This is a genomic window from Haloechinothrix alba, assembly GCF_900188115.1.
In the GTDB taxonomy this organism is placed as follows: Bacteria; Actinomycetota; Actinomycetes; order Mycobacteriales; family Pseudonocardiaceae; genus Haloechinothrix; species Haloechinothrix alba.
The window spans coordinates 33,875-59,676 of record NZ_FZNW01000003.1 but is presented as its reverse complement, the minus strand read 5'-3'; the positions used below and the strand labels follow the sequence as shown (position 1 = coordinate 59,676).

Below are 25,802 nucleotides of genomic sequence, written 5' to 3'. Positions count from 1 at the left end.
GCGAGGGCGATCGGGACGCGCCCCCGCTCGCGGCAGCGGCGCGGTTGGCGACAGACTCTGCAGGCGTGACCCGACTCATCATCGACACCGATCCCGGCGTCGACGACGCCTTCGCCATCACGCTGGCCGCGCTCGACCCGGGTGCGGAGCTGCTCGCGGTGACCACCGTGTTCGGCAACGTGGCACTGCCGGCGACCACGGCCAACGCGCGCCGGGTGCTCGCACTGTGCGAGCGCGAGGACGTTCCGGTCGCCGCCGGCGCGGACCGCCCGCTGGTGCACCCGCAGCCGCACAGGGCGCACCACGCACACGGTTCGGACGGGCTGTCCGGACGTTCGGCCGCCCTGCCGAACAGCACCCGGGCGGCGCGCACCGCGGGCGCGGTCGACCTGATGGCCCGCCTGCTCGACGAGGCCGACGAGCCCGTGACGATCGTGCCCATCGGCCCGCTGACCAACATCGCGCTGCTGCTGGCCTCCTACCCCGAGCTCGCCACGAAGATCGAGCGCCTCGTCGTGATGGGAGGCGCCGTGCACGGGGGCAACAGCACGGCGGCGGCCGAGTTCAACATCTGGAGCGACCCGGAAGCGGCCCGCAGGGTGCTGGTCGGCGAGTCGGTGCCGTGCGTGCTGGTCCCCCTCGATCTCACCTACCGCTGCGCCGTCGGTACCGGCTGGCTCGACACGCTGCGCGGGTCCGGCCCGCGAGGAGCGGCACTGTGCGCGCTCGTACCCGACTACCTCGAGCATTACCGCGCGGCGCTCGGCTGGGACGGCATCGTGCTGCACGACGCCGTCGCCGTCGCCGAAGCCCTGCGCCCCGGCATCCTCGACGGTGTCAGCTACCCCCTCGACGTGGACTGCTCGTTCGGGCCGTCCCGGGGAGCCACCATCATCGACCGCCGCCGTGGCGGTCCGCATCCCGCCGGGACGGCGCAGACCCGGGCGGTGGACATCGCCATGGACACCGACCTGGACGGGCTGCGGGAGTTCCTGCTCGCGGGCCTGTGCGGGGGCTGACCGGGCAGCAGGTACCGGCCACGGCATTCACTACGTACTAGCTATTCACAAACTTGTGAAATACCTGTACCTTCGGGCGTATGACGTTGCCACCGACGCCCCGGCATCGCACGCCGCTGTCCCGGCGTGCTCGCCTGTCCACAGCCACGGGCGCGCGCACGGCCCACACCGACCCTCCGGCCGCCGGCTAGCGCGCCCGGGCCGCTGCCGGACACGACGGATGGGCAGCCCGGTCGCGGCCCGCGCGACAATGCCATCCGGAGCCATCCGGAGCCACCCGGAGCCACCCGGACCCCTCACCCGACCACCCACCGGTCCACGCCCGGCGCGCATCGCGCCGGCACCCGTGACCGTCCACCCGTGCACACCGACCGACGAGGAACGTGCCATGCCTGGACCGACGAACGCGGAGACCCAACCCGCCGTATCGGTACACGAACTCGACAAGACCTTCGGCCAGACCAGAGCGCTCGACAAGCTCACCATGACCGTGCACACCGGAGAGGTGCACGGCTTTCTCGGGCCCAACGGCGCCGGGAAGTCGACGACGATCCGGGTCCTGCTCGGACTGCTCAAGGCCGACGCGGGCCGGGTGTCCGTGCTCGGCGGCGACCCCTGGCGCGACGCGGTCGCACTACACCGCAGGCTCGCCTACGTGCCCGGCGACGTGAGCCTGTGGCCGAACCTCACCGGGGGTGAGGCGATCGACCTGTTCGCACGCCTGCGGGGCGGCTTCGACCGGCGCAGGCGTGACGAGCTCTGCGAGCGTTTCGACCTCGACCCCGGCAAGAAGGGCCGCACCTACTCCAAAGGCAACAGGCAGAAGGTCGCCATCATCGCGGCCCTGGCGTCCGATGTGGAGCTGCTGGTCCTCGACGAGCCCACCGCGGGACTCGACCCGCTGATGGAGTCGGTGTTCGCCGAGCACATCCGCGAGGCGAAGGCAGCGGGCACAACGGTCCTGCTGTCCAGCCACACGCTCGCGCAGGTCGAAGCGCTGTGCGACCGCATCTCGATCATCAGGCAGGGCCGCATCGTCGAGTCCGGCACGCTGGACGAGCTGCGGCACCTGACCCGGACGACCGTCACGGCCGAGACCGCACGGCCCGCATCCGGGGTCGACGCGCTGCCCGGGGTGCACGACCTGGTCGTGACGAACGGCAAGGTGCAGTTCGACGTGGACGGCGAGCACCTGGACACGGTGATCGGCCATCTGCACGGGCTCGGCATCCGGTCGCTCGTCAGCCAGCCCCCCACGCTCGAGCAGCTGTTCATGCGGCACTACGGCGAGGACCTCGCGGCGGCCGGGAACGGGGGGTCGTGATGGCCACGATCACGGCGCCGGCACCCGCCGCCGCGCGCGGCGGTGACCGGCGGCCACTGGCAGGCGTCGGCGCACTCGCCCGCTTCGCACTGCGCCGCGACCGCATCCGCATCCCCGCCTGGATCGCGGGCCTCACGCTCGGCAGCGTCGTCAACCTGGTCAGCTTCGAGGACCTCTACCCCACCGAAGCCGACCGCGAGGCCGTCGCCGAGACGATGAACACGCCCGCGGGCCTGGCCATGACAGGCCCGGCCGAGTACCTCCGGGACTACACGGCCGGCGCGATGATGGGGCACCAGCTGCTCGGGTTCACCGCGCTGCTCGCCGCCCTGATGAGCGTGCTGATGGTGGTTCGGCACACCAGGGCCGAGGAGGAGAGCGGGCGTGCCGAGCTGGTGCGCGCGACCGTCGTGGGTCGCCACGCGCACATGGCGGCAGCGCTGGGCGTGGTCATCGTCACCAACCTCGTGCTGGCCGTGGTGCTGGCAGGCGCGCTCGCCGGCACCGGCGGTACCGGTGTCACGGCGACAGGATCGCTGCTGTACGGGCTGGCACACGCAGCCGTCGGCATCGTCTTCGCCGGCATCGCTGCCGTGACAGTCCAGATCACCGAACACTCGCGGGGCGCGTCCGGCATGGGGCTGGCGGCCATCGCGGTCGCCTACGCGCTGCGCGCCGCGGGCGACATCGGGGAGGGCGGGCTGTCCTGGCTCTCCCCGATCGGCTGGGCACAGGCCACCCGGGTCTACGTCGACGACCGGTGGTGGCCCCTGCTGGTAGCCGCGGCGGCGGCCGCCGCGCTGGTCACGGCAGGGGTGCTGCTCAGCACCCGGCGCGACGTCGGTGCGGGGCTGCGCAGGCCGCGCCAGGGCCGCGGGTACGCATCGGTGGCGCTCGGGCACCCCATCGGGCTCGCCGTTCGGCTGCACAGGGGCCTGTTGATCGGGTTCGCAGCGGCGCTGGCCCTGCTGGGGACGATGTACGGATCCATCCTCAGCGAGGTCGAGGACATGCTCGCAGGCGTCGAGATGCTCGAGGAGGCGCTTGCCGAGATGGGCGGCGCGAGCATCGTCGAGTCGTTCGTCTCCATGGTCATGGTGGTGCTCGCCGTCATCGCGTCCGTCTACGTCGTGCTGGCCGCGCTGCGCCCGCGTGCCGAGGAGAGCGACGGCCGGGCCGAACCCGTCCTGGCCACAGCCGTCTCCCGGGCGAGGTGGTTGGCAGGTCACGTCGTGGTCGGCATGCTCGGCGGCGTGGTGGTCCTTGCCGCGGGCGGCCTCGGGCTCGGGCTCGCCGGGGCACTGGCGTTGCGCGACTCCGCCGTGCTCACCGACGCGATGGGGGCGGCTCTGGCTTACGCTCCGGCGCTGTGGCTGACCGGGGGTCTGGCCGTAGCGCTGTTCGGGCTCGCCCCGCGCCTGGCGACCCTGACCTGGGTCGTGCCCGTGTACGGCTTCGTGGTCAGTTACCTGGGGGGCTTGCTGCAGTTCCCGGAGTGGATGAACAACCTCTCCCCGTTCGGGCACGTACCCGACCTGCCGGCGGAGGAGCTCTCCGTGCTGCCCCTGCTCCTGCTGACCGCGATCGCGGCAGGCCTGGCCCTGCTGGGCCTCACCGCCTTCCGCCAACGCGACCTGCAAACCGACCATTAGGAAGGCTGAATGACGCTTTCAGTCCGTCTCGTGGACCGAAAGCGTCATTCAGCAGTCATTCGGCGTGGCACACGAAGGCGGTCGGGGTGGAGCCGATACGTGTGAGCACCACGCTCGCCTCGCGCGGCCCGTTCAGGCGCAACCGGGGGCGCAGCCTGCTCGGGTCCACATCGAGCCCGCGAACCAGGATCTCCACCCGCCCGACCTGCCGCCTGCGCAGGGCGGCTCGCAGGGCCTTCTCGCTGTACTTGCCGTGTTCGAGCACCCGGAACGCCCGCACGCCGGGCGGCGGCGTGTCCCCGGTCAGGTAGGCGATGCGGTGATCGAGCTGGCCCAGCCCGTGCCGCGCCGCGTACTGCCGTACAAGGCCCGCCCGCACGATCGCCCCGTCCGGGTCGACGATCCACTCCCCCGGCTCGCGCACCTGTGCCTCGGAGCTCTCCGCGTCGGTCACCGTCGTGACGCTCCCGTCGCCGCGCAGCACGGAGGCCCTGCGACCGGTCGTGGCCAGCTCTCCCGACCACAGGCAGGACTCCCGGACCTGCCCGTCCAGCGAGACGATCTCCACCTCGTCGGCCCACGGCACGGCATCCCTCTCGATACCGGGGGCACACTTGACCACAAGGTCCCGGCCCGCGTATGTCCCCGCGAGCGCATCAAGGGCGGGCACGAAATCCGCGGGCCGCCAGGTCCGGTGCCCGCGGCTGTCCCTGCGCCCCGGGTCGGCGACCACGACCGCGGAACGGCTCACCGGCCGCAGCGCGTCGGCCCGCAGCAGCCAGGCGCGCGCACCCGCCCGGGCACAGTTGTGCTCTGCCATGGCAAGGCGGACAGGATCCACATCGGAGCCCACGCACCGGTCGGCGACCGCGGCGAGCGCCACGAGGTCCGCGCCGACCGAGCACGTCACGTCGTGCACATCACGTCCGGCGAGCCGCCGCGCGCGGTGCCTGGCCACCGGGTAGGCACTCGCCTGCTGCAGCGCGTCGTCGGTCAGCAGCCACTGGCCGGGGTCGGCCAGCTTGCCGCGAGCCTTCCTGCGCAGCAGCACCGTCTCCAGTACGGCCGCAGCGTGCTCCACCCCGACACGAGCGCGCGCCCGCGCCACGTCAGCGAGCCAGCTGCTCTCACTCAGTGTCAGCTCGGCGCACCGAGCCAGTGCGTCCCGCCCGGCTGCCGAGCGCAGGAACGTCACGTCGTCGAGGCTGAACCGGTAACCCACCAGGCGATCCTATGCGCGCCGCGCGGCACCCGCTCACCCGCGCATGCCGTTGTCCGGTGACAGGGCAACCGGCCCGCGCGGCTTCGTTCCCGTGATCATCACGTTGTAGAACAGCCGGCGTGGCAGCACCCGGGAGAGCACGTTCCTGTCCACAGACGACAGGGTCAGCCACGTCTTGTAGGCATACCACCGCCAGCGTGGTGTGAGCCTGGACTCCGGAACGGCCGCCTCGATCGTGCGGATCGGCCAGCCCACGATCGCCGCGGAGAGCTCCTCGGTGACCGCGTGCACATCCGCTGCCCCTGCGCGCATCGCGGTGCGCTCCAGCTCCCCCGGGTCGAAGGTGTGGATGTCCACGACCGCCTCGAGTGCCGCGGCACGGGAGGACTCGTCCAGCTCCCGCTGCGGTTTTCGCCAGTCACGCAGCGCGGGTAGACGGGTGACCGTGGTGGTCAACCACCACGTCAACTGCCCGAGCCTGCGCGCGTAGCGATCGCCGATCCTGGACGGCTCGCCCGCGAAGACGAACCGCCCGCCCGGCTTGAGGACCCGCAGCACCTCCCGGAACGCCTCCTGCACGTCCGGGATGTGATGCAGCACGGCATGCCCGATCACCAGATCGAAACTGTCATCCGGGTACGGGATGCGTTCCGCGTCGGCCACCCGGCCGTCCACGTCCAGCCCCAGATGCTCCGCGTTGCGCAGCGCGGTCTCCACCATGCCTGGCGACAGGTCGGTGACCGACCCCCGCTTGACCACGCCGCCCTGCATGAGGTTCAGCAGGAAGAACCCCGTTCCGCTGCCCAACTCCATCGCCGTGGGGTACGGGGCGGCTTCCTCCCCCGCCACGGCCCGGAAGATGTCCACGGCATAGGAGATGCAGCGCTCGTCGTAGGAGATCGACCACTTGTGGTCGTACGTCCCTGCCTCCCAGTCGTGGTACAGCACGTTGGCGAGCTTCGGGTCGTCGAAGGCCGCCTCGACCTCCTCCGCGCTGGCGTGCGGGCGCCCGGATGGCGGCACCCCGGTCGGCGTCGGATCCACGGCCGACTCACTCCCCGGTGAACGTCGCCTTGCCCGGACCGTGCTCGAGGAACGAGTTCATCCCGATCGTCTGGTCCTCGGTGGCCCACAGCGCGGTGAACAGCTGCGTCTCCAGCCGCAGCGCGCTGGCCAGGTCGATCTCGGCGCCGGAGTCGATGGCCGTCTTCGCTGCCCGCAGCGCGGCCGCGGGCCCGTCGACGAACTGCTCCGCCCACGCGCGCGCCGCGGAGTACACGTCGTCCGGTGCCACCACCTCATCGAGGATGCCGAGGTCGCGTGCCTCCTCGGCCGCGACGAACCGGCCGCTGAAGACCAGGTCTTTCGCCTTACTGGGACCGATGAGCCTGGTCAGGCGCTGGGTCCCACCCGCACCGGGAATGATGCCCAGCTGGATCTCCGGCTGGCCGACCTTGACGTTGTCTCCTGCGATCCTGCGGTCGGCGGTCAGCGCCAGCTCCAGCCCGCCGCCGAGCGCGTAGCCGGTAACCGCTGCCACGGTCGGTTTCGGGATCGCCGCCACCTGGCTCATCGTCTCCTGCAGCGCCGTCCCGAACGAGGTCATCTCGACGTAGCTCCTGGCGGCCATCTCCTTGATGTCGGCGCCACCCGCGAACGTCTTCTCACCCCCGTAGATGACCACCGCGCGGACGTCCTCGCGGTCGCCTGCCTGCTGCGCCACGGCCGCCAGCTCCTGTTGGATCTGCTGGTTCAGCGCGTTGACCGGGGGGCGCTCGAGGCGGATGGTTCCGACTCCTGCCTCGACCTCCAGACGTACGAACTCTCCCACGTGAACCTCCTCGACTCGGCCTGGCGACAGCGATCCCGCCTCTCGCATCCGGCAGGTTACCCCCGGTCGTACGCGCCGGTCACATGCACCGGTCGCGTCCCGTGCCATCCGTGTGCCCGCAGGACCCCGCGCGGCGAGCACCCGGACTACTCGCGGCGTGCGAAGAACCGATCCTTCGAGCGTTCGAGCACCAGGTTCTGCCCGAACGTCTCGGACAGCGCCTCGCTGGTCAGCGTGTCGTCGATCAACCCAGCGGTGACCATGCGGCCCTCCCGAAGCAGCAACACGTGGGTGAATTCCGGGGGGATCTCCTCGACGTGATGGGTGACCAACACCATGGCCGGTGCGTCGGGGTCATCGGCAAGCACGGACAGCCGCTCGACGAGGTCCTCCCTCGCCCCCAGGTCGAGACCCGCGGCGGGCTCGTCGAGCAGCAGCATCTCCGGGTCGGTCATCAGGGACCGGGCGATCAGCGTGCGCTTGCGCTCACCCTCGGACAGCGTGCCGAACTGCCTGCCCGCCAGATGACCCACTCCGAGTGCGTCGAGCATCTCCCCGGCTCGCCGCACGTCGAGCTGGTCGTAGCTCTCCCGCCAGCGCCCCACCACGGCGTAACCCGCACTCATCACCACATCCCGCACGGTCTCGTCAGCGGGGACGCGCCCGTTCAGCGCCGTCGATGTGAAGCCGATCCGGGGCCGCAACTCGAAAACGTCGGTCCTGCCCAGCTTCTCCCCGAGCACGTGGACCTCGCCGGTGGTCGGATGCAGCTCCGCGGCGGCCAGGCGCAGCATCGTGGTCTTACCGGCGCCGTTCGAGCCGAGTACGACCCACCGCTCGTCCAGCTCCACCGACCAGGTGAGGTCGGAGAGCAGGTCGCTGTCGCCGCGCCGCACGCCGACACCTTCCATGTGCACCACGAGGTCGTTGAGATCCACCAACCGGTCCCGCCTTCCGTCTCGTCACAGCGTCGGGCTGCCGTAGGCGTGCCCGCCCCACCCGTACCGCGTCTGCCGGGCACGGTCACGACGCCACCACCCTGCCCAGCTCGGCCTGACTCGCCAGCAGCTCATGGTATGGCAAGACGCGCACGGCGTACCCAAGCGAGCCCGCATGCGGCAGCGGCACCGTCGCGGTGAACCTGCCGTCCCCGGCGTGGCTCATCGAGGTCGTCACGACCTCGTGCAGGTCGTCGTTGTCGTCCACGGTCCCGAGCACGGCCTGTACGTCGACCTCGTCCGGCGCGAGACCGGCCAGCTCGACACGTGCAGCGATGTGCACCGGCGCCCCCACGACGAGCTCGGCAGGCGGGTCCGAGCCGAACTCGGTCTCCAGCACGCGGACCCGGTCCCACGCCGTGTGGATCCGGCTCCGGTACGCGGAGAGCGAGCGGGCGCCGGCGAACCCGTCGGCTGTCGCGGCTGCCACCGCCGTGGCCGCGGGGAAGTAGTACTGCTCGACGTACTCGGTGACCATGCGGGACGCCTGCACGCGCGGGGCCAGCGTGGCGAGCGTGTGCCGCACCATCGACATCCATCCGGTCGGCACGCCCTCGGTGTCGCGCTCGTAGAACAGCGGCGCGATGCGTTGGCCGAGCAGATCGTAGAGGGCAGCCGCCTCGAGATCATCCCTGCGCAGCGGATCGGAGATCCCGTCTGCGGTGGGGATCGCCCAGCCGTTGCTGCCGTCGTAGCTCTCGTCCCACCAGCCGTCCTTGATGGAGAGGTTCAGACCGCCGTTGAGCGCGGACTTCATGCCGGAGGTGCCGCAGGCCTCGAGGGGCCGGGTGGGGTTGTTCAGCCACAGGTCGCATCCCCAGTACAGGTACCTGGCCAGCGACATGTCGTAGTCGGGAAGGAACACGATCCGGTGCCGCACGGCCGGGTCGTCGGCGAACCGGGCGACCTGCTGGATCAGCGCCTTACCGCCCTCGTCAGCCGGATGTGACTTGCCTGCCACGACGACTTGGATCGGGCGACGGTCGTCGAGCAGGCGTTCACGGAGCCGCTCGGGGTTGCGCAGCATCAGGGTGAGGCGCTTGTACGTCGGCACCCTGCGCGCGAAGCCGACGGTGAGCACCTCCGGATCGAAGACCTGGTCGGTCCAGCCCAGCTCGAGGGCGGAGGCGCCGCGCTGCAGCCACGATTCCCGGATCCGCCGCCTGACCTCGTCGATGAGCCGCCTGCGCAGGCGGCAGCGCAGGTCCCAGAGGTTCCGGTCGCTGACCTCCTCGAGGCTGCGCGGGCTACCGTCCTCGTCATCGCCGAGCAGGGCGCTCATCTCCCTGGCCAGCCAGGTCGGCCCGTGCACCCCGTTGGTCACCGAGGAGATCGGGATCTCCTCGACCGGAAAGCCCGGCCACAACCCGGTGAACATGCTGCGCGACACGCGCCCGTGCAATGCCGACACCCCGTTCGCGCGCTGCGCGAGCCGCAACCCCATATGCGCCATATTGAACATGCCGGGGTTGCGCTCTTCCCCGAGCCCCGCGATCTGGTCCACATCGATACCGGGGACGAGCTTGCCGTCCCCGAAGTAGCGCTGGATCTGCTCGAGCGGGAACCGGTCGATCCCCGCCGGAACCGGGGTGTGCGTCGTGAACACGGTGCCCGCGCGGACCGCGGGGACCGCCTCGTCGAAGCTCAGGCCGGACCCGGTGATCAGCTCGTGTGCGCGCTCGAGGCCGAGGAACCCCGCGTGGCCCTCGTTGGTGTGGAACACCTCGGGGTCGGGATGACCTGCCAGCTCGCAGTACCGGCGCACCGCGCGCACGCCTCCGATACCGGCGAGGATCTCCTGCCGGATGCGGTGCTCGGAATCCCCTCCGTACAGCCGGTCGGTCACCTCTCGCAGATCGCTGTCATTGCTGTCCACATCGGAGTCCAGCAGCAGCAACGGAACCCTGCCGACCTGCGCGACCCAGATCTGCGCGCGCAGCTCTCGCTCCCCGGGCATGGCGACGCCGACGTGCACGGCCTCGCCGTCCGGGCCGGTCAGCAGCTCCAGTGGCAGCCCGTTGGGGTCGATCACCGGGTAGTGCTCGATCTGCCACCCGTCGGTGGACAGCGTTTGCCTGAAGTACCCGGACCGGTAGAACAGCCCCACCCCGATCAACGGCACTCCCAGGTCGGAAGCCGCCTTGAGGTGGTCGGCAGCCAGCACGCCGAGCCCTCCCGAGTAGTTCGGCAACGCCTCGGTGACCCCGAACTCCATGGAGAAGTACGCCACGCACTGCGGGGCGCGGTAGCTCGGGCCGCCACGGGAGTCGGCAACCGGGCCGCCGCCGGCGGCCAGCTCCTGTGCCCTTCGCTGGTACCAGCGCGGTTCGCGCAGGTACTTGTCGAGGTCGTCGACCGCGGCGTGCGCGCGACCGAGGAAGTCCGGGTCCGCGGCGAGCTCCTCCAGCCGCGCCGGGGACAGCTCGGTGAGGATACGCAGCGGGTCCCCGCCGACGCGCTCGGCGAGCTCGCCGTCCATCGAGGCGAACAGGTCCCGGGTCTGCGGGTGCCAGGTCCATCGCAGGTTCGTCGCGAGCCTGCTCAGCCCCGCGAGTGGCTCGGGAACGCTGGCGCGCACAGTGAACCGTCGGACAGCCTTCATAACCATGCAGCGTAGTCGGGACGGGTGCCACGGGCCGCACGGCTCGCCCCGTGGCACGTGATCGGTTTCGTGGCGGTACCGGCGCGGTAGAGTTCCCGGCCGGCAGGCGAGCACCGTACGGCGATCCCCTGGGGGCTGCCAGTGAGCATGACGACACGGCATCGTCCCGTGCGGCGACGCACCGCGCTGCTCGCCATGGCGAGCACGGTCGCGCTGGTCATCTCGGCGTGCGGTGACGGCCCGACCCCGGGCCGGGCCGTCACCGAGGGCGACATCGGCGGCCTGCCGGTCTCGCACTTCGACAGCGGGCTCGCCGACACCGCACCCGACCCGACCATCGAGGTCGACAACGTGACCGGCGGCCCGATCGACACGGTGGCATCCTCAGCGGCCCAGGATGTCGAGCGGTACTGGCACGCGAGCCTGCCCGACCAGTTCGGCACCACGTTCGAGCCGGTCGAGCGGCTGGTCTCCTACGACTCCGGCGCCGACGACTTCCGGATCTGCGGCGCGAGCGTGCAGGGCCTGGTCAACGCGTTCTACTGCCCGGGGGAGGACACCGTCGGGTGGGACCGAGGGGCCCTGTTCCCGCTGCTGGATGACCAGTTCGGACCGATCGGCGTGCTCACCGTGCTCGCGCACGAGTACGGCCACGTCGTACAGCACAGGCTGGGCGAGCTCGCCGGGATCTCCGCGGTAACCCCCACCATCGTCAAGGAGCTGCAGGCCGACTGCTTCACCGGCAACTACTTCCGCCGGGTGGCCGAGGGCGGCAGCGAGTTCTTCGAGGTATCCACTTCGGAAGGTATCAACCAGGCGTTGAGCGCGCTGCACTTCGTGCGGGACGCCCCCGGCGACCTGCGGCACGACATCGACGCGCACGGGACGGCCTTCGACCGCACCTACGCGTTCCAAGTGGGCTTCGAGCAGGACCCCGGCGCTTGTGTCGAGATCGACGAGCAGGCGGTCGATGAGCGCACGACGCAGTACACGTTCAGCGACCAGGACACCCGCGAGGGCGACCTGCCGCTCACCGAGGACACCGTGGAGCTGGCACTGGACAGCCTGGACGCGGCCTTCGGCGACATCGTCGCGGAGCGGCCCGAGGTGCTCACCGGCTCGGGCGGGACCTGCCCGGACGGCACGGGCACACCGCCGATGTCCTACTGCCCCGGTGACGGCACTGACGCCTCCGGCACTGTCGACGCCGCCATAGCCATCGACATCGACGAGCTGGCCACGCTCGCCGAGCCGATCGACCAGCGGGCCGAGTGGGAAGGCAGGGAGGTCGAAGGGTACGGCGACTTCGCCGTATTCGCCGCGCTGGCCTCGCGTTATGCGATGGGCGTCCAGCAGGCCGCGGACGTCCCGCTCGACGAGCTCGGCGCCGGCCTGCGTGCGGCCTGCTACGTGGGCGCGTGGGCGAACTTCGCCAATGAGCCACGCGCGCGGGACCGGATCCTGCGGCTGTCCCCCGGCGACCTCGACGAGGCGATCCTGGAGATGCTCCGGCAGGACAGCCTGATCGCCTCCACCGTCGACGGCATCCCTGTGCCGGGCGGCTTCGCCAGGGTCGAGGCATTGCGCACCGGATTCGTGGACGGACGGCAGGGCTGCCGCGACACCGCCGGGTAGCTCCCCGGACGCCGCCGAGACCGTCACACGAATCCGCAGGTCGGGACCCTGGGAAAGGCCGGCCACCCACCGTCGATTGTGCGATTTCGTCCCGTTGACGCGTGGCCCTCGCATGCCGCACACTGGTTGCGTAGTACACAACAGTTGGGGATTACGCAACATTTAGCGATCCCTGTCGCAGCCGTTACGAGAGCGCGAGGAGGCGCCATGGCCGAGGTACTCGATCCGCGGATCAGCACGGCACCCGTCGACAAGCCGGCCAAGCAGGTTGTCGAGAATCCCCAGGTCATGCTGTACACGCGGCTGCGAAAGTCCCCGTACTTCTGGAAGTCGCGTGCGCACGGCGTGGCGATGTACAGCGTGTACAACCACACGTACCACCCGCGGCACTACGGAGACCCCGTCGGCGAGTACTGGGCCCTGCTCAACGACGTGACCATCTGGGACGTCGGGGTCGAGCGGCAGGTCGAGATCTCCGGGCCGGACGCGTTCGACTTCACCAACATGCTCATCCCGCGCGACCTGTCCAAGTGTGCGGTCGGCCAGTGCAAGTACGTCTTCATCACCGCACCGGACGGCGGCATCGTCAACGACCCCGTCCTGCTGCGCCTCGAGGAGAACAGGTTCTGGCTCTCGCTCGCCGACAGCGACGTCGGGCTGTGGGCCATGGGGCTCGCGCACGCGGGGGGCTGGGACGTGCAGATCAAGGAGGTGGACGTCGCTCCCATCCAGGTGCAGGGCCCGAGATCACGTGAGGTCATGGTCGACCTGTTCGGCGAGTCGATCCTGGACGTGCCGTACTACTACCTGCGCAACTACACGCTGCACGGCATGGACGTGGTCGTCAGCCGCACCGGCTACACCGCCGAGCTCGGCTACGAGATCTACCTCTACAACGCGAGCAGGGACGCGGGCAGGCTGTGGGACGCCGTCTGGCAGGCGGGCGAGCCGCACGGGATGCACCCGATCGGTCCCTGCCACATTCGCCGGATCGAAGCGGGCATGCTCTCCTACGGGTCCGACATCACCCTGGACACCAACCCCATGGAGGTCGGGTACGACTACAAGTGGATGGTCGACCTCGACCAGGAGGCCGACTTCATCGGCAAGGACGCGCTGACCCGCATCCGCGCGGAAGGCGTCTCCCGGATCATGGTCGGGGTCGAGATCGACGGTGACCCGCTCGGCACGTACAACGACGGGTCGATGATCGAACGCTTCCCCGTGCTTTCCGAGGACGGCACCGCTGTCGGCAACGTGACCAGCGCGTGCCACTCGCCCCGGCTGGAACGCAACATCGGCCTGGCCATGGTGCCCGTCGAGTTCAGCGCGCTCGGCACGAAGGTCGGCGTCGAGACGCCGAGCGGGTTGCGCAACGGCGAGGTGGTGGAGAAGCCCTTCGTCGACCCCCGCAAGCAGACCCCGAAAGGCTGAGCGCGGGCACCCGTATCCCGCAGGCCGATCCCACTCGACCGGCCACGACCATCCACCGACCGAGGAGCCGAGCATGGCACGGACCGACTCCCGCCCCCGCAGGCGCAGGGCCGTAGCGGGGCTGCTCGACCAGCCCCGCTACGAGGTCATGCCGCTGTCGAACGTGTTCGACGAGGTCGGGTGCCTGCCGCGCGGCGCCGTGGTCACCGTGACCTCGTCGCCGCACAAGGGTGCCGACGCCACGATCGACCTGGCCGTGCGGTTGGCCGGGCACGGGGTGCGGCCGGTACCGCACCTCGCGGCCAGGCAGGTGCGCGACAGGGTCGAGCTCGCAGGCTTCCTGCACCGGCTGGAGGCAGCAGGCATCGACGACGTGTTCGTTGTCGGCGGCGACGCGCGGGAACCCGCAGGCGAGTTCGGCGACGGCCTGGCGCTGCTCGAGGCGATGGACTCGATCGGCCACCGGTTCGACCACATCGGTATACCGTCCTACCCGGACGGACACCATGCGATCGACGACGGCCGGCTCTGGGCGGCACTCCAGGCGAAGCAACGGTACGCGACGTACACGGTCACCCAGATGTGTTTCGACGCCGCGGCGATCAGCCGGTTCACCCTTGCCCTGCGGCGACACGGCATCACGCTGCCCATCTACGCGGGGATCCCCGGCGTCGTGGACATGGCCAAGCTGCTCCGCGTCAGCCTGCGTATCGGAGTCGGTGACTCGCTGCGTTTCGCCCGCGGGAACAAGGCGGCATCCAGGCGGCTGCTGACCCCACGCGGGTACCGGCCGGACGCGCTTGTCCGCAAGCTCGGTGCGCACGTACACGACGGCAAGGCGGAGCTGGCCGGGCTGCACATCTACACGTTCAACCACATCGACGCGACCGTGCGCTGGATGCAGACCGCGCGGCGCAAGGTCGCTTCCTGATTCCGAGGAGGAACCCCAATTGGCCATGCCCTCCGACCTCGAGATCTCGCGGCACACCGTGCTCAGGTCACTGGATCGGGTCGCCACCGACCTCGGTATCGGCGATCACCTCGTCGAGCCGTACGGCCGCAACGTCGCGAAGATCTCCCTGGACGCCATTCCCGAGCGCGACCACGCCACGCGCGCCAAGTACGTCGTGGTCACCTCCATCACCCCGACCCCGCTCGGCGAGGGCAAGACCACCACGACGGTCGGTCTCGGCCAGGCGTTCCACTACCTGGACAAGCGTGCGGTGATCGCCATCCGGCAGCCGTCCCTCGGGCCGACGTTCGGCATCAAGGGCGGAGCAGCGGGCGGCGGGTACGCCCAGGTCGCACCGATGGAGTCTCTCAACCTCCACCTGACCGGAGACATCCACGCGGTCACCTCGGCACACAACCTGCTGGCCGCGATGCTGGACAACCACCTGCACAAGGGCAACGCGCTGGGTATCGACCCGCAGTCGATCACATGGCGCCGGGTGCTGGACTCCAACGACAGGGACCTGCGCCAGATCGTGACCGGGCTCGGCGGTCGGGCCGACGGTATCCCCCGCCAGTCGGGTTTCGACATCACCGCGGCAAGCGAGGTGATGGCGATACTCGCGCTGGCCACCTCGCTGCAGGACCTGCGCGAACGGCTGGGCCGCATCGTGGTCGGCTACGACTACGACGGCCGACCCGTCACAGCCGAACAGCTCAAGGCTGCCGGGGCGATGTGCGTGCTGCTGCGCGAGGCGCTCAAGCCCAACCTGATGCAGACGCTCGAGCAGTCGCCCGTGCTCGTCCACTGCGGACCGTTCGGCAACATCGCGCACGGCAACTCCTCGATCGTCGCCGACCGAATCGGCATCCGGGGCTCGGACTACCTGATCACCGAAGCAGGCTTCGGCGCGGACATGGGTGCGGAGCGCTTCTTCAACATCAAGTGCCGCACCTCGGGAATGGTCCCGGACGCCGCGGTGATCGTCGTGACGGTGCGGGCGCTGAAAGCCCACTCCGGAAGGCATCACGTCGCGGCAGGCAGGCCGCTGCCGGAGGAACTCCTCGCCGAGAACCCCGATGACGTGCTCGCAGGTGCAGCGAACCTGCGCAAGCAGATCGAGAACATCCGCATGCACGGCGTGACCCCTGTGGTGGCGATCAACGCGTTCCCCGGCGACCACGCCAGCGAGCGGCAGGCGATCGTGGACGTCGCCGCCGACGAGGGCGTGCCTGTCGCCACGAGCACGCACTTCACCGAAGGAGGCAAGGGTTCGGTCGAGCTCGCCGAAGCCGTCGAGGAGGCCTGCGCGACCAGCTCGGACTTCCGCTTCCTCTACGGCGACAACCTCCCCCTCGCCGACAAGATCGAACGTATCGCCCGCCAGGTATACGGCGCCGACGGCGTGGACATCTCGCCGACGGCGGCCCGGCAGCTGAGCACCTACGTGAGCTGCGGCTTCGGCACGCTGCCGGTGTGTATCGCCAAGACCCACCTGTCGCTGTCGGCCGACCCGGCACGCAAGGGCGCGCCGACAGGGTGGCGGCTTCCCGTCCGGGAGGTACGGGCATCGGCGGGAGCGGGGTTCATCTACGCGATCTGCGGGGAGATGCGGACCATGCCCGGCTTGTCCTCCTCCCCCGCTGCCGAACAGATCGACATCGACTCGGCGGGCCAGATCGTCGGCCTGTCCTGAAAGGCGTGGGTGTTTCGTATTATGCAACCGTTGCGTATTACGCAAGATATATCTACCATGTATCAGTGATGGACATCACACTTCGGCACCGGTCGTCAGGCAGCTACGAGCTGCCTGACCTGATCACGCTCGAGCCGGGCAGGCGTAACGCCAGCAGTCTCAGCGAGATGGCCTACTACCTGCTCAGGGACCGATTGATCACCCTGGAGATCCCTCCAGGGGCGACCATCGACGAGCGTGCGCTGCAGGCCGACCTCGGCCTCGGGCGGACGCCGGTGCGGGAGGCCCTGCGCAGGCTCGCCGACGACCGGCTCGTCCACGTGGTCCCGCGACGGGGGATGTTCGCCCGCCATGCCGATCTCGGTGACCTCAGTGCCATCAGCGAGGTGCGCATCGAGTTCGAGTCCTACGCCGCATACCTGGCGGCCAACCGGGCGACCGCTGCCGACCGGAACGCCATCGTCGACATGCTCGGCGAGCTCGACGCGGCACGGGAGGCAACGGACCACCGCGAGCTCATCCGGCTGGACCTGCGTACCCACCGCATCGTGCACCGGGCGACCCACAACGCCTACCTGGCCGCCACTCTCGAGGAGTACTACGTGCACAGCTTGCGGATGTGGTTCCTCGTCCTGGGGCGGGTCCAACGACTCGACCGGGCCGTCGAGGAGCACCGCGAGTTACTGGCCGCGGTACTCGACGGCAACGCACACGCCGCCGAGCAGATCCTGCGAAAACACGTCGCCGCGTTCGAAGGCGAGATACGGGCAGTGCTTTGACGCCGTGTCGCCTCCACCGTCCACATGACCACCGATTGGAGTTGCCATGAACACACTGCCTGACCGCGCCGATGTCGTCGTCATCGGCGCAGGGATCGTGGGGAACTCGCTGGCACACCACCTCGCCCAGTTCGGCTGGCGCGACATCGTGCTCCTCGACAAGGGGCCGCTGCCGGACCCGGGCGGGTCCACGGGACACGCCTCGAACTTCGTCTTCCCCGTCGACCACTCCAAGGAGATCACCGCGTTGACGGTGGACTCGATGCAGCAGTACGAGAAGCTGGGCACGCTCACCGCGCCGGGCGGTCTCGAGCTGGCACGCAACGAGAGCCGGGTTGAGGAGCTCAAACGGCGGATGGCCTCGGCGAAGGCGTGGGGCATCCACGCCGAGCTGCTCAGCCCGTCGGCCGTGGCCGAGCTCGTGCCCTACATCGACCCGAGCGTGATCCGTCTCGGCTTCTGGACACCGTCGGCTGCCGTGGTCGACCCGCTGCAGAGCGGCGTGCTCATGCGCGAGCAGGCGATCGCGCTCGGAGCCCTGACCGTCTCGGCCAACACCGCGGTGCTCGGCATCGACACCGAGCGCGGCAGGGTCACGAAGGTACGTACCGACCGTGGCGACATCGAGACCCCGACCGTGGTGGTGGCCAGCGGCGTGTGGAGCCCGCGGATCGCGGCGATGGCCGGCGCGCGGATCCCGCTGACCCCGGCCGTGCACCAGATGATCGACGTCGGCCCCATCCCGGAGCTGGCCGAGACCCACACCGAGGTCTCCTTCCCGCTGGTGCGCGACATGGACGCGCTGATGTACGAGCGGCAGAGCGGGGCGGACCTCGAGATCGGCTCCTACGCGCACCGGCCGATCCTGCACGACACCGAGGACATCCCGTCGATCGAGGCCGCGCAGCTGTCGCCGACCCAGCTGCCGTTCACCGACGACGACTTCGACCCGCAGATGGAGGACGCTCTCGAGCTCTTCCCCGGCATCCTCAACGCGCCGGGGGCCGGGGTGCGCCACGCGATCAACGGCCTGCTGTCCGTCACCCCGGACGGCAGCCCGGTACTCGGCGAGACCCCCGAGGTCGCGGGCCTCTGGTCGGCGGCGGCGGTGTGGATCAAGGAAGGGCCCGGGGTGGGCCGCGTCCTGGCGGAGTGGATGACCCACGGCACAACCGAGATCGACGTGCACGGTGCCGACATCTCGCGCTTCTACCCCCATCAACGCACCGCAAAGCACGTCAGGGCCCGCGCCATGGAGGGGTACAACAAGATCTACGGGATCGTGCACCCGAGCGAGCAGTGGGAGTCCAACCGCAACCAGCGACTGTCGCCCTTCCACCCCCGCGAGGAGGCTCTCGGGGCACGCTTCTTCGAGGTCGGTGGCTGGGAACGGCCGCACTGGTACGAGTCCAACCGGCACCTGCTCGAGGAGTTCGCCGAGCACATCGACGACCGTCCGCACGAGTGGGACGCGCGGTGGTGGTCGCCGATCATCGACGCCGAGCACCTCGCCATGCGGAACCGCGTCGCCGCGATCGACCTGTCCGCCTTCGCGCACTTCGACGTCCGCGGGCCGGGGGCACTGGACTACGTGCAACGCATGGCGATGGCGCAGGTGGACAAACCGGTCGGCAAGGTGATTTACACGCCGGTACTCGACTACCGCGGCGGTTTCCGCAGTGACCTGACGATCGTCCGCCGGGGCGAGCAGGAGTTCCGCGTGATCACCGGTGGCGCCGACGGGGCGCGGGACCGCAAGTGGTTCGGCGATCACGTGCCGGACGACGGGTCCGTGGTCCTCACCGACGTCACGTCCGCCGTAGCCACCCTCGGCCTGTGGGGACCGCGTGCCAGGGACGTGCTGTCCGCGCTGACCGAGCAGGACGTATCCGCAGCGGCGTTCCCGTTCGGCTCGGCGCGCGAGCTCACCGTGGACGGTGTGCCGGTGCTTGCGCTGAAGATCTCCTATGTCGGCGATCTCGGCTGGGAACTGCACGCGCCGTTCGAGCAGGGCCTGCACCTGTGGGACGCGCTGTTCGACGCGGGCGCCGAGCACGGCATCGTCCCCGCGGGCATCGGGGTCTACGGCACGACCGGACGCCTCGAGAAGGGCTACCGGTTGATGGGCGCCGAGTTGCAGAGCGAGTACAACCCGGTGGAGGCCGACCTCGCGCTTCCGAAGGTGAAGTCGGCCGACTTCATCGGCAAGGAGGCCTACCTGAAGGCCCGCGAGCAGGACGCTGCCGCGCGGCTGTGCACCCTCACCGTCGACTCCCACACCGACTCCGGTGGGACGCGCAGGTACCCGCAGCCGCACTCCCCGGTGCTGACCACCTCCGGCGACCGGATCGTGGACAACGCGGGCCGCGGCTCCTTCGTCACCAGCGCGGGGTCCGCCCCCTCCCTCGGGGCGTACCTGCTGATGAGCTACCTGCCGCCGGAGCACGCCGTGGAGGGCGGCTCGCTGCTCGTGGAGTACATGGGTGAGCGCTACCCGGTCACCGTCGCCCGTGTCGGGCGGACTCCGCTGTTCGACCCCGACGACCGGCGCATGAAGGCGTGAGAGGGGACGTCATGGATGTACTGGTATGTATCAAGCGCGTACCGGCGCCGGGAGGCAAGGTGCTGCTGAGTGCCGACGGCACAAGCATCGACACCCGTCACCTCGGCTTCACGATCGGTCCGCACGAGGAGTGCGCGGTGGAGGAGGCCGTCCGCATCGTCGCCGAGCACGGTGGCTCGACCACCGTGCTCACCGCGGGACCACCCGAGGCGGACGAGCAGCTGCGCTACGCGCTGTCCATGGGTGCCGATCACGGCGTGCTCGTCGAGACCGGGACCCGCGAGCTCGACCCGCAGGCCACTGCCACGGCCCTCACCGAGGCGATCCGCCTGCTCGAGTCCGAGAGCAAGCCGTTCGACCTGGTGCTGTTCGGCAACGAGACGGCGGATGCCGGGCACTACCAGGTGGGTGTCCGGGTGTCCCGAGCGCTGGGGCTGCCCATCGTCGGCGGCATCAAAGGGATCGAGATCGGTACCGGCCGGGTCTCGCTGCAGCGCGACGTCGCTGACGGGGTTGAGGTCTACGACGCGCCACTCCCCGCGGCGGCAGCGGTCAAGGAAGGCCTCAACCTTCCCCGCTACCCCAGTATCAAGGGCCGTCTCCGGGCGAAGAAGTCGCCGGTACGCACCATCCGTCCCGAGCCGTCGCCAGGGGGCCTGCGCACCGTCCGGCTTCGCCGGCCACCGGAGAAGGAGCACGAGACCGTCGTACTCGGTTACGGCGCGGAGGCAGCAGGCGCGGTCGTCGACGTGCTGGCCGAGAAGGGATTGGTGTAGATCATGTTGCTCGTCATCGTCGAAGAGGACGCCGGAGGGGTCTCCGCCGCGTCACTCGAAGCCGTGACCTGCGCAAGGCATCTCGCCGAGGGCGCAGGGCTCGACCTGCACGCCGCGGCTTTCGGTGCGCACGGCGACCTCGCGGCGGGGCTGTCCAAGTACGGCGTCTCGACGCTGCACCTGGTGACCTCCGAATCGACTCGGGAGTACTCCCCTGAGCTGTGGGGAACGGCGCTGGCCGAGCTGGTCGAGCACACCGGCGCGACCGGGGTGCTTGCCGCGAGCACCGACCGCGGCACCGAGATCCTCGCCAACGCCGCCGCGTCCACCGAGCAGCCGTTCGCCAGCAACTGTGTCGCCATCGAGCCGGGTGACCCGTGGACCCTCACCCGGCAGCGCGGGGGCGGGATCCTGCTCGAGGACGCCGAGCTGTCCGGCCGGGTCAAACTGGCCAGCCTGGTAGCCGGATCCGTCGAGATCTCGGAGGCCACAGCCACCCACGAGGTCGACGTGCTGGAGTTCGCTCCGACGCCGCAGGCCACGATGCCGCACAGTGCGATCGTCGACCGCACCAGCCGTGGCTCCGGCGTCAGCCTCGCGTCCGCCCGTGTCGTGGTCTCCGGTGGCCGCGGGGTCGGCAGCGCCGAGGGATTCGCCCCGCTCGAGGAGCTCGCCGAGCTGCTCGGCGGTGCGGTCGGGTGCTCGCGGGTAGCCACGAACAACGGGTGGCGCTCGCACAGCGACCAGGTGGGCCTGACCGGTACCAAGATCGGTGCCGAGCTCTACATCGCGTGCGGCATCAGCGGGGCGACCCAGCACTGGGTCGGGTGCATGGGCGCGAAGACCATCCTCGCCATCAACACCGATCCGGAGGCGCCCCTGGTCGCCCGCGCCGACTACGCGGTGATCGGGGACGTGCAGGAGGTGCTCGGTGCGGTACTCGAACGGCTCCGTGCTCGCAGGGCAGCGGCCTGAACACGCGGAACGTCCGGCGGGGGCAGGGCAAGATGTAGACTGGCAATCCGTGGATACCAGCAACGACGACCGTGCACCAGGCCGCGTCCAGTCCGTCGAACGGGCCGTGACCATCCTGGAGTTCCTCGCGGCCAACGGCTGGTCCGGTGTCACCGACGTCGGCAACGCGCTGGGTGTCCACAAGTCGACAGCGTTTCGCCTGTTGAACACCCTGGAAGGGCGCGGCCTGGTCGAGCAACACGTGGACAGCGGCAAGTACCGGCTCGGTTTCGGCCTGCTCCAGCTCGCCCACGCGGTGACCGTGGGGCCGGATATCCGGCGGCAGTCGCAGCCGGGCTGCGAGTGGTTGGCGCAGCACACCGACGAGACCATCACGCTGTCGGTCTGCGAGGACTTCGAGTCGGTCACCATTGACCAGATCGTGTCGACCTCGACGGTGGCGAGCCGCAGCTGGCTCGGGCGGCGCATCCCGTTGCACGCGGCGGCCTCCGGGAAGATCTTCCTGGCATCCCTGCCGGACGAGGACTTCGAGAAGATCATCGCCGGGCCGCACGAGCGGTTCACCCCTGGCACGATCACCGGCGTCGGGGAGCTTCGGCAGGAGATCGACCAGTGCAAGGCGAACGGCTACGCCACCACCTCTGAGGAGTTCGAGGAAGGGCTGAGCTCGATCGCCGCGCCCATCCTCTCCTTCGACAACGCCGTGGTGGCCGCGATCAGTATCTCGGGACCGACCTACCGCCTCGACGAGGAGCGGCTGACCGAGCTGGCACCGCTCGTCCGGGAAGCCGCGGCGCAAGCCTCGGCCGGGTTCACCTACGAGTGGCGGGCCGGCGGGGTCGAAGAGGCGAGCGCGCAGTCCTAGCGGCCTGCCGGCCGGATGAGCGCACGCCGTCCGGCAGGCAGGCCGCTTGGCTCAGAACAGTGCGCTCGCCAGGTCCCTGCGCGCCTTGAGTACGCGATCGTCGTTGGCGTCGAACAGTTCGAACAGCTCGACGAGGTGCGTGCGCACCCGATCACGGTCGTCCCCGCTCGTGCGCCGGATGGTGTCGATCAACCGGGCGAACGCCTGCTCGATCTGCTGCTGGAGCACCTGGTAGTCCGCGGCGGACAGCTGCGCGTCGATGTCGTTCGGGTCCTGGTCCGCCCTGGTGACCACCTGGGGGTCGATCTCGCTCGCGTGTGCGATGAACCGAACCTGGTTCAGCGCGGCATTCGCCTGCTCGTTGCCCGGTTCGGCATCGATGATCTTCTGGTACGCCGCCTCGGCCGCGGCGTAGTCGCCCCGCGCCAGCGCGTCCTCGGCCTCGGTGAAGCGTGGGTCCTCCTCTTCCGCCTCACCCTCGCCCTGGCCTGCGCCCTGCTCGGCAGCGGCGATGCCGGGAAGCTTGTCCCGCAGTGCATCCAGCAACGAGTTCAGCCACGTACGGATCTCCTGCTCGGGCAGTGCCCCCGAGAAGGCGTCCACGGGCTGGCCGCCCGCGACCGCGATCACGGTCGGCAACGACTGGGCCCCGAACAGCTGGGCGATCCGCTGGTTGGCGTCGACGTCGATCTTCGCGAGAACCCATGCGCCGTTGAACTCGCCTGCCAGCTTCTCGAGGACGGGGCTCAGCTGCTTGCACGGCTGGCACCAGTCGGCCCACAGGTCGACCACGACCAGCGTGTTCCTCGATCTGTCGACCACCTCGGACTGGAAGTTCGACTCGGTGACGTCGACGACCACACCCCCGCCCGGCGCCGAGCCGCCTCCGCCGGAGGTCTGCTGGCGTGCCGCGTCCGCACGCTCCTTGAGCCCGGACAGGTCTACGGCTCCGGAGAGCGCGGCCGATACCGCTTGCTGGTTACCTTGCCTGGATGCTCCACGTGGCTGTGTCACGGTCCCCATCCTGACACGAACGCGTGCCCGCTGTCCGTCCCGGTAGGTCTTGCGCACCGCCACCCGCATACCGCGCACACCTCCCGTGATACACGTGCGGCACCAGCGGCCGGGCCCCGCCGCTGGTACTGCCGCACGTACCGCCGCGCGACCGTCGCGCCGCGGACCGGCCGCCGCTGCACCTGTATCCGGCACAGCTGGTACACGCTGGTAACTTCCCTGGCATGGACCGCCCGTTGCCGTTCGATCCCATCGCCAGGGCAGCCGAGCTGTGGGAGGAACACATCGGCCCATCGACGACGATGGCCGCCGTCACCGGCATCATGCGTGTCCAGCAGATCATCCAGTCCGCGGTCGACACGGCGTTGAAGCCGCACGGTCTGACGTTCGCGCGCTACGAGGCACTGGTGCTGCTGACCTTCGCCAGGCGGTCCAGCCTGCCCATGCGCGTGATGGGCGAACGCCTGCAGCTGCACCCCACCAGCGTCACCAACATCGTGGACCGGCTCGAGCGGGACGGCCTCGTCGTGCGCCGCGCACACCCCACCGACCGCCGCACCACGCTCGTCGAGATCACCGAGGACGGCAGGCTGCGCCGCAAGCAGGCGACCACCGCGGTCAACGAGATCGACTTCGGGATACACGGCCTCACGCACCGCCAGACCGAACAGCTCATCGATCTGCTGACCCGGGTACGCAAGGCCGAGGGCGACTTCACCGAACCCTAGCGACCGGGCGGCGCGGGGCGAGCCGCGGGGCTCTGTCGGTACATATGTGGTACCCGGGGAGTCCTTCGGCCCGCCGGCGCACGCCGGGTGTCAGCCCTCGGCGGCGGAAACGGCGTTGCGCAGCTCGGCTCCGGCCTTGGCCACCTCGTCCCTGAGCCCGTCCACACCCGGCAGCACGCGCGGGTCGGCAAGCAGCCCGATCTGCACATCGCCACGGTGCACGGCAACAGCGACCGACAGCGCCTGGCCGAGCGCCAGCGGGGCCACGGGGTAGACGGTGCCGAGCTCGGCACCGTCCAGCCGCATCGTGGTGTTCGGCAGCGGAACGGTGCTCACCATCGTGTCGAACAGCAGCGGGGACGCTCGCCCCAGCACCCGCGTGGCCAGCCGGTGAGCGCCCGCGGGCACCGCGTCGGCGAGCAGCGGGAACGCCCCGGCGCCGCTTCCGGGCCCGCGCTCCTTGTTGCGCTGCATGGCCGCCCGCACGCGGTGGACCCGCGCGACGGGGTCGGTCGCGTCGGCCGGTAACTCGCACAGGTACCCGGACAGCTGGTTACCGGCCCGGCCATCGGCGCTCCTCCTGCGCCGCATGCTGACCGGGATGAAGGCGCGGGGGTTCGCCTCCGCGTAGAACGCGCCGGCTGCCTCGTGCTCACGCACCCAGCGTCCGACCCCGCCCGCGATGACCGACAGCACCACGTCGTGGAGCGTGCCTCCGGTGTGCTTGCGGACACGGGTCAGCTCCGCGCCGTCCAGCCGTACGTAGGTCCACTCGCGCCTCGGCGACTCGCCGAACAGCGTGGTCACCGGTGACGCGAGTGACCGCGGCCGCACGGCCGTGGCGGTCGCGGCCGCCACGCCTGCGAGCCGCTGCGCCCGCTCGCGGACGCGCGGCGCACCCCCTGCGAGCTCGGCTGCCAGCTGCCCGCCTGCCCGGCGTGCGCCGGCCGGCCAGCTCAGCAACTCGTCGATCAGGGTCCGCTGTCGCGCATCCGTTGTCGTCTCGCACGGGTCGGCGCCGTCGAGCAGGGACCCGACCACGGAGATCGCACCGGCGGCGTCCGCGAGGGCGTGGTGCATCTTGATCACCACGGCGAACCGTCCTCCGGAGAGCCCGTCGAGCACGTGCAACTCCCACGGGGGGCGCCCCTGCTCCAGCGGCTGTGCCATCAACGCCGAGACCGTGCGTTCGAGCTGCTCGGGCGCGCCCGGCTCGGACAGCGTGTGCGTGTGGACATGCCCCGCCACGTTCCGGTTCGGCTGGGCCGCCCAGACCTTCCCCGCGAACGGCAACCACGTGTCGCGTGCCGTCCGCGCGAGCTGCGGAACGCGTGCGGCACGGTGCGCGAGTGTTCGCGCGACGCGCGCCGCACTCGCGGGCTCGTCCGGCTCGAAGACCAGTACGGCGCCCATGTGCATCGGTCGCTCGGCACCATCGAGGCACAGGAACGACATGTCCAGGCCGCTGAGTCGATCGACCACTGCCGTCTCCTTACACGTCGCGCTGCACGGCCCTCGGCACTACCGGGGACGTGTCGTTCTCCTGACGCGCGAACGCACCCGAACCGCGTCCCCGCTCCCGACTTGCACAAGACCGGCACAGACCGGCTCCGACCGGCTCCGACCGGCTCCGACCGGCACAGCACTGTCCACACGCCACACACCAGGCGGCGGTAGGGACGGCCGGCGGGCACGCACGAGCCCGCGAGGCCGACCGCCCGCGAGCCGCGCGAGTGG

At 70.2% G+C, this 25,802-nt stretch carries 20 protein-coding genes; 13 read left to right on the top strand and 7 right to left on the bottom strand.

Annotated elements, in window-relative coordinates; all coding sequences use genetic code 11:
- Window positions 1-65 precede the first annotated feature (65 nt).
- The 3 genes from CHB84_RS03045 to CHB84_RS03035 all read left to right on the top strand — a co-directional run bounded on the left by CHB84_RS03045 (window position 66) and on the right by CHB84_RS03035 (window position 3,995).
- Window positions 66-1,019 carry a nucleoside hydrolase gene (locus CHB84_RS03045; protein WP_089299932.1) on the top strand — a complete coding sequence of 318 codons (954 nt, stop codon included), beginning with the start codon at window positions 66-68 and terminating at the stop codon, window positions 1,017-1,019.
- A gap of 388 nt (window positions 1,020-1,407) precedes the next feature.
- Entirely contained in the window at window positions 1,408-2,343 is a 936-nt protein-coding gene (locus CHB84_RS03040; RefSeq protein WP_089299931.1) for an ABC transporter ATP-binding protein, read from the top strand.
- The gene (locus CHB84_RS03035; protein ID WP_089299930.1) at window positions 2,343-3,995 is read left to right on the top strand and encodes an ABC transporter permease; all 1,653 of its coding nucleotides are present in this window, start codon (window positions 2,343-2,345) and stop codon (window positions 3,993-3,995) included. The genes CHB84_RS03040 and CHB84_RS03035 overlap by 1 nt, the downstream gene beginning before the upstream one ends.
- A gap of 55 nt (window positions 3,996-4,050) precedes the next feature.
- On the opposite strand, the gene CHB84_RS03030 is transcribed toward CHB84_RS03035, so the two are convergent.
- The 5 genes from CHB84_RS03030 to glgP form a co-directional block, all read right to left on the bottom strand.
- Window positions 4,051-5,217, bottom strand: a complete 1,167-nt coding sequence (locus tag CHB84_RS03030) for a THUMP-like domain-containing protein (RefSeq protein WP_089299929.1) — start codon at window positions 5,215-5,217, stop codon at window positions 4,051-4,053.
- A 33-nt stretch (window positions 5,218-5,250) separates the two neighbouring features.
- The gene (locus tag CHB84_RS03025; protein ID WP_245818520.1) at window positions 5,251-6,261 is read right to left on the bottom strand and encodes a class I SAM-dependent methyltransferase; all 1,011 of its coding nucleotides are present in this window, start codon (window positions 6,259-6,261) and stop codon (window positions 5,251-5,253) included.
- Window positions 6,262-6,268: 7 nt separating this feature from the next.
- Entirely contained in the window at window positions 6,269-7,048 is a 780-nt protein-coding gene (locus CHB84_RS03020) for an enoyl-CoA hydratase/isomerase family protein (RefSeq protein ID WP_089299928.1), read from the bottom strand.
- A 146-nt stretch (window positions 7,049-7,194) separates the two neighbouring features.
- Window positions 7,195-7,959, bottom strand: coding sequence for an ABC transporter ATP-binding protein (locus CHB84_RS03015; protein ID WP_089300096.1), 765 nt, complete (start codon window positions 7,957-7,959; stop codon window positions 7,195-7,197).
- Between the two features lie 112 nt (window positions 7,960-8,071).
- Complete coding sequence (gene glgP, locus CHB84_RS03010; protein WP_089299927.1) at window positions 8,072-10,648, bottom strand: alpha-glucan family phosphorylase; 2,577 nt, start codon at window positions 10,646-10,648, stop codon at window positions 8,072-8,074.
- A gap of 147 nt (window positions 10,649-10,795) precedes the next feature.
- On the opposite strand from glgP, the gene CHB84_RS03005 reads away from it, so the two are divergent.
- From CHB84_RS03005 to CHB84_RS02965, 9 genes are all read left to right on the top strand, one after another.
- Entirely contained in the window at window positions 10,796-12,283 is a 1,488-nt protein-coding gene (locus tag CHB84_RS03005) for a neutral zinc metallopeptidase (RefSeq protein ID WP_245818519.1), read from the top strand.
- Between the two features lie 207 nt (window positions 12,284-12,490).
- Window positions 12,491-13,717: a glycine cleavage T C-terminal barrel domain-containing protein gene (locus tag CHB84_RS03000; protein WP_089299926.1), complete on the top strand. Its 1,227-nt coding sequence runs from the start codon at window positions 12,491-12,493 to the stop codon at window positions 13,715-13,717.
- A gap of 73 nt (window positions 13,718-13,790) precedes the next feature.
- Entirely contained in the window at window positions 13,791-14,648 is an 858-nt protein-coding gene (locus tag CHB84_RS02995; RefSeq protein WP_089299925.1) for a methylenetetrahydrofolate reductase, read from the top strand.
- A 19-nt stretch (window positions 14,649-14,667) separates the two neighbouring features.
- Window positions 14,668-16,365, top strand: coding sequence for a formate--tetrahydrofolate ligase (locus tag CHB84_RS02990; RefSeq protein ID WP_176439759.1), 1,698 nt, complete (start codon window positions 14,668-14,670; stop codon window positions 16,363-16,365).
- A 68-nt stretch (window positions 16,366-16,433) separates the two neighbouring features.
- A complete protein-coding gene (locus tag CHB84_RS02985) occupies window positions 16,434-17,144 on the top strand; it encodes a GntR family transcriptional regulator (protein ID WP_089299923.1) in 711 nt (236 codons plus the stop codon).
- Window positions 17,145-17,190: 46 nt separating this feature from the next.
- Complete coding sequence (locus tag CHB84_RS02980; RefSeq protein ID WP_089299922.1) at window positions 17,191-19,707, top strand: GcvT family protein; 2,517 nt, start codon at window positions 17,191-17,193, stop codon at window positions 19,705-19,707.
- A gap of 11 nt (window positions 19,708-19,718) precedes the next feature.
- On the top strand, window positions 19,719-20,483 hold the full coding sequence (locus CHB84_RS02975; protein ID WP_089299921.1) for an electron transfer flavoprotein subunit beta/FixA family protein: 765 nt from the start codon (window positions 19,719-19,721) through the stop codon (window positions 20,481-20,483).
- A 3-nt stretch (window positions 20,484-20,486) separates the two neighbouring features.
- Window positions 20,487-21,458, top strand: coding sequence for an electron transfer flavoprotein subunit alpha/FixB family protein (locus CHB84_RS02970; RefSeq protein ID WP_089299920.1), 972 nt, complete (start codon window positions 20,487-20,489; stop codon window positions 21,456-21,458).
- Window positions 21,459-21,507: 49 nt separating this feature from the next.
- Window positions 21,508-22,323: an IclR family transcriptional regulator gene (locus tag CHB84_RS02965; protein WP_089300094.1), complete on the top strand. Its 816-nt coding sequence runs from the start codon at window positions 21,508-21,510 to the stop codon at window positions 22,321-22,323.
- 51 nt (window positions 22,324-22,374) lie between these two features.
- Here the strand turns inward: CHB84_RS02965 and CHB84_RS02960 are convergent, their stop codons facing one another.
- Window positions 22,375-23,346 carry a tetratricopeptide repeat protein gene (locus CHB84_RS02960; protein WP_089300093.1) on the bottom strand — a complete coding sequence of 324 codons (972 nt, stop codon included), beginning with the start codon at window positions 23,344-23,346 and terminating at the stop codon, window positions 22,375-22,377.
- A 215-nt stretch (window positions 23,347-23,561) separates the two neighbouring features.
- Here CHB84_RS02960 and CHB84_RS02955 point away from each other — a divergent pair, with 215 nt between their 5' ends.
- Window positions 23,562-24,065 carry a MarR family winged helix-turn-helix transcriptional regulator gene (locus CHB84_RS02955; RefSeq protein ID WP_089299919.1) on the top strand — a complete coding sequence of 168 codons (504 nt, stop codon included), beginning with the start codon at window positions 23,562-23,564 and terminating at the stop codon, window positions 24,063-24,065.
- A 90-nt stretch (window positions 24,066-24,155) separates the two neighbouring features.
- On the opposite strand, the gene CHB84_RS02950 is transcribed toward CHB84_RS02955, so the two are convergent.
- Window positions 24,156-25,547 (bottom strand): wax ester/triacylglycerol synthase family O-acyltransferase, encoded by a 1,392-nt coding sequence (locus CHB84_RS02950; protein ID WP_089299918.1) that lies wholly within the window; start codon window positions 25,545-25,547, stop codon window positions 24,156-24,158.
- Between the last annotated feature and the right edge of the window lie 255 nt (window positions 25,548-25,802).

Coding starts and splice junctions, on each gene's coding strand:
- CHB84_RS03040 (WP_089299931.1), top strand. CDS start 1,408: ATGCCTGGACCGACGAACGCGGAGACCCAACCCGCCGTATCGGTACAC.
- CHB84_RS03035 (WP_089299930.1), top strand. CDS start 2,343: ATGGCCACGATCACGGCGCCGGCACCCGCCGCCGCGCGCGGCGGTGAC.
- CHB84_RS03015 (WP_089300096.1), bottom strand. CDS start 7,959: ATGGAAGGTGTCGGCGTGCGGCGCGGCGACAGCGACCTGCTCTCCGAC.
- glgP (WP_089299927.1), bottom strand. CDS start 10,648: ATGAAGGCTGTCCGACGGTTCACTGTGCGCGCCAGCGTTCCCGAGCCA.
- CHB84_RS03005 (WP_245818519.1), top strand. CDS start 10,796: ATGACGACACGGCATCGTCCCGTGCGGCGACGCACCGCGCTGCTCGCC.
- CHB84_RS03000 (WP_089299926.1), top strand. CDS start 12,491: ATGGCCGAGGTACTCGATCCGCGGATCAGCACGGCACCCGTCGACAAG.
- CHB84_RS02995 (WP_089299925.1), top strand. CDS start 13,791: ATGGCACGGACCGACTCCCGCCCCCGCAGGCGCAGGGCCGTAGCGGGG.
- CHB84_RS02985 (WP_089299923.1), top strand. CDS start 16,434: ATGGACATCACACTTCGGCACCGGTCGTCAGGCAGCTACGAGCTGCCT.
- CHB84_RS02980 (WP_089299922.1), top strand. CDS start 17,191: ATGAACACACTGCCTGACCGCGCCGATGTCGTCGTCATCGGCGCAGGG.
- CHB84_RS02975 (WP_089299921.1), top strand. CDS start 19,719: ATGGATGTACTGGTATGTATCAAGCGCGTACCGGCGCCGGGAGGCAAG.
- CHB84_RS02970 (WP_089299920.1), top strand. CDS start 20,487: ATGTTGCTCGTCATCGTCGAAGAGGACGCCGGAGGGGTCTCCGCCGCG.
- CHB84_RS02960 (WP_089300093.1), bottom strand. CDS start 23,346: ATGGGGACCGTGACACAGCCACGTGGAGCATCCAGGCAAGGTAACCAG.
- CHB84_RS02955 (WP_089299919.1), top strand. CDS start 23,562: ATGGACCGCCCGTTGCCGTTCGATCCCATCGCCAGGGCAGCCGAGCTG.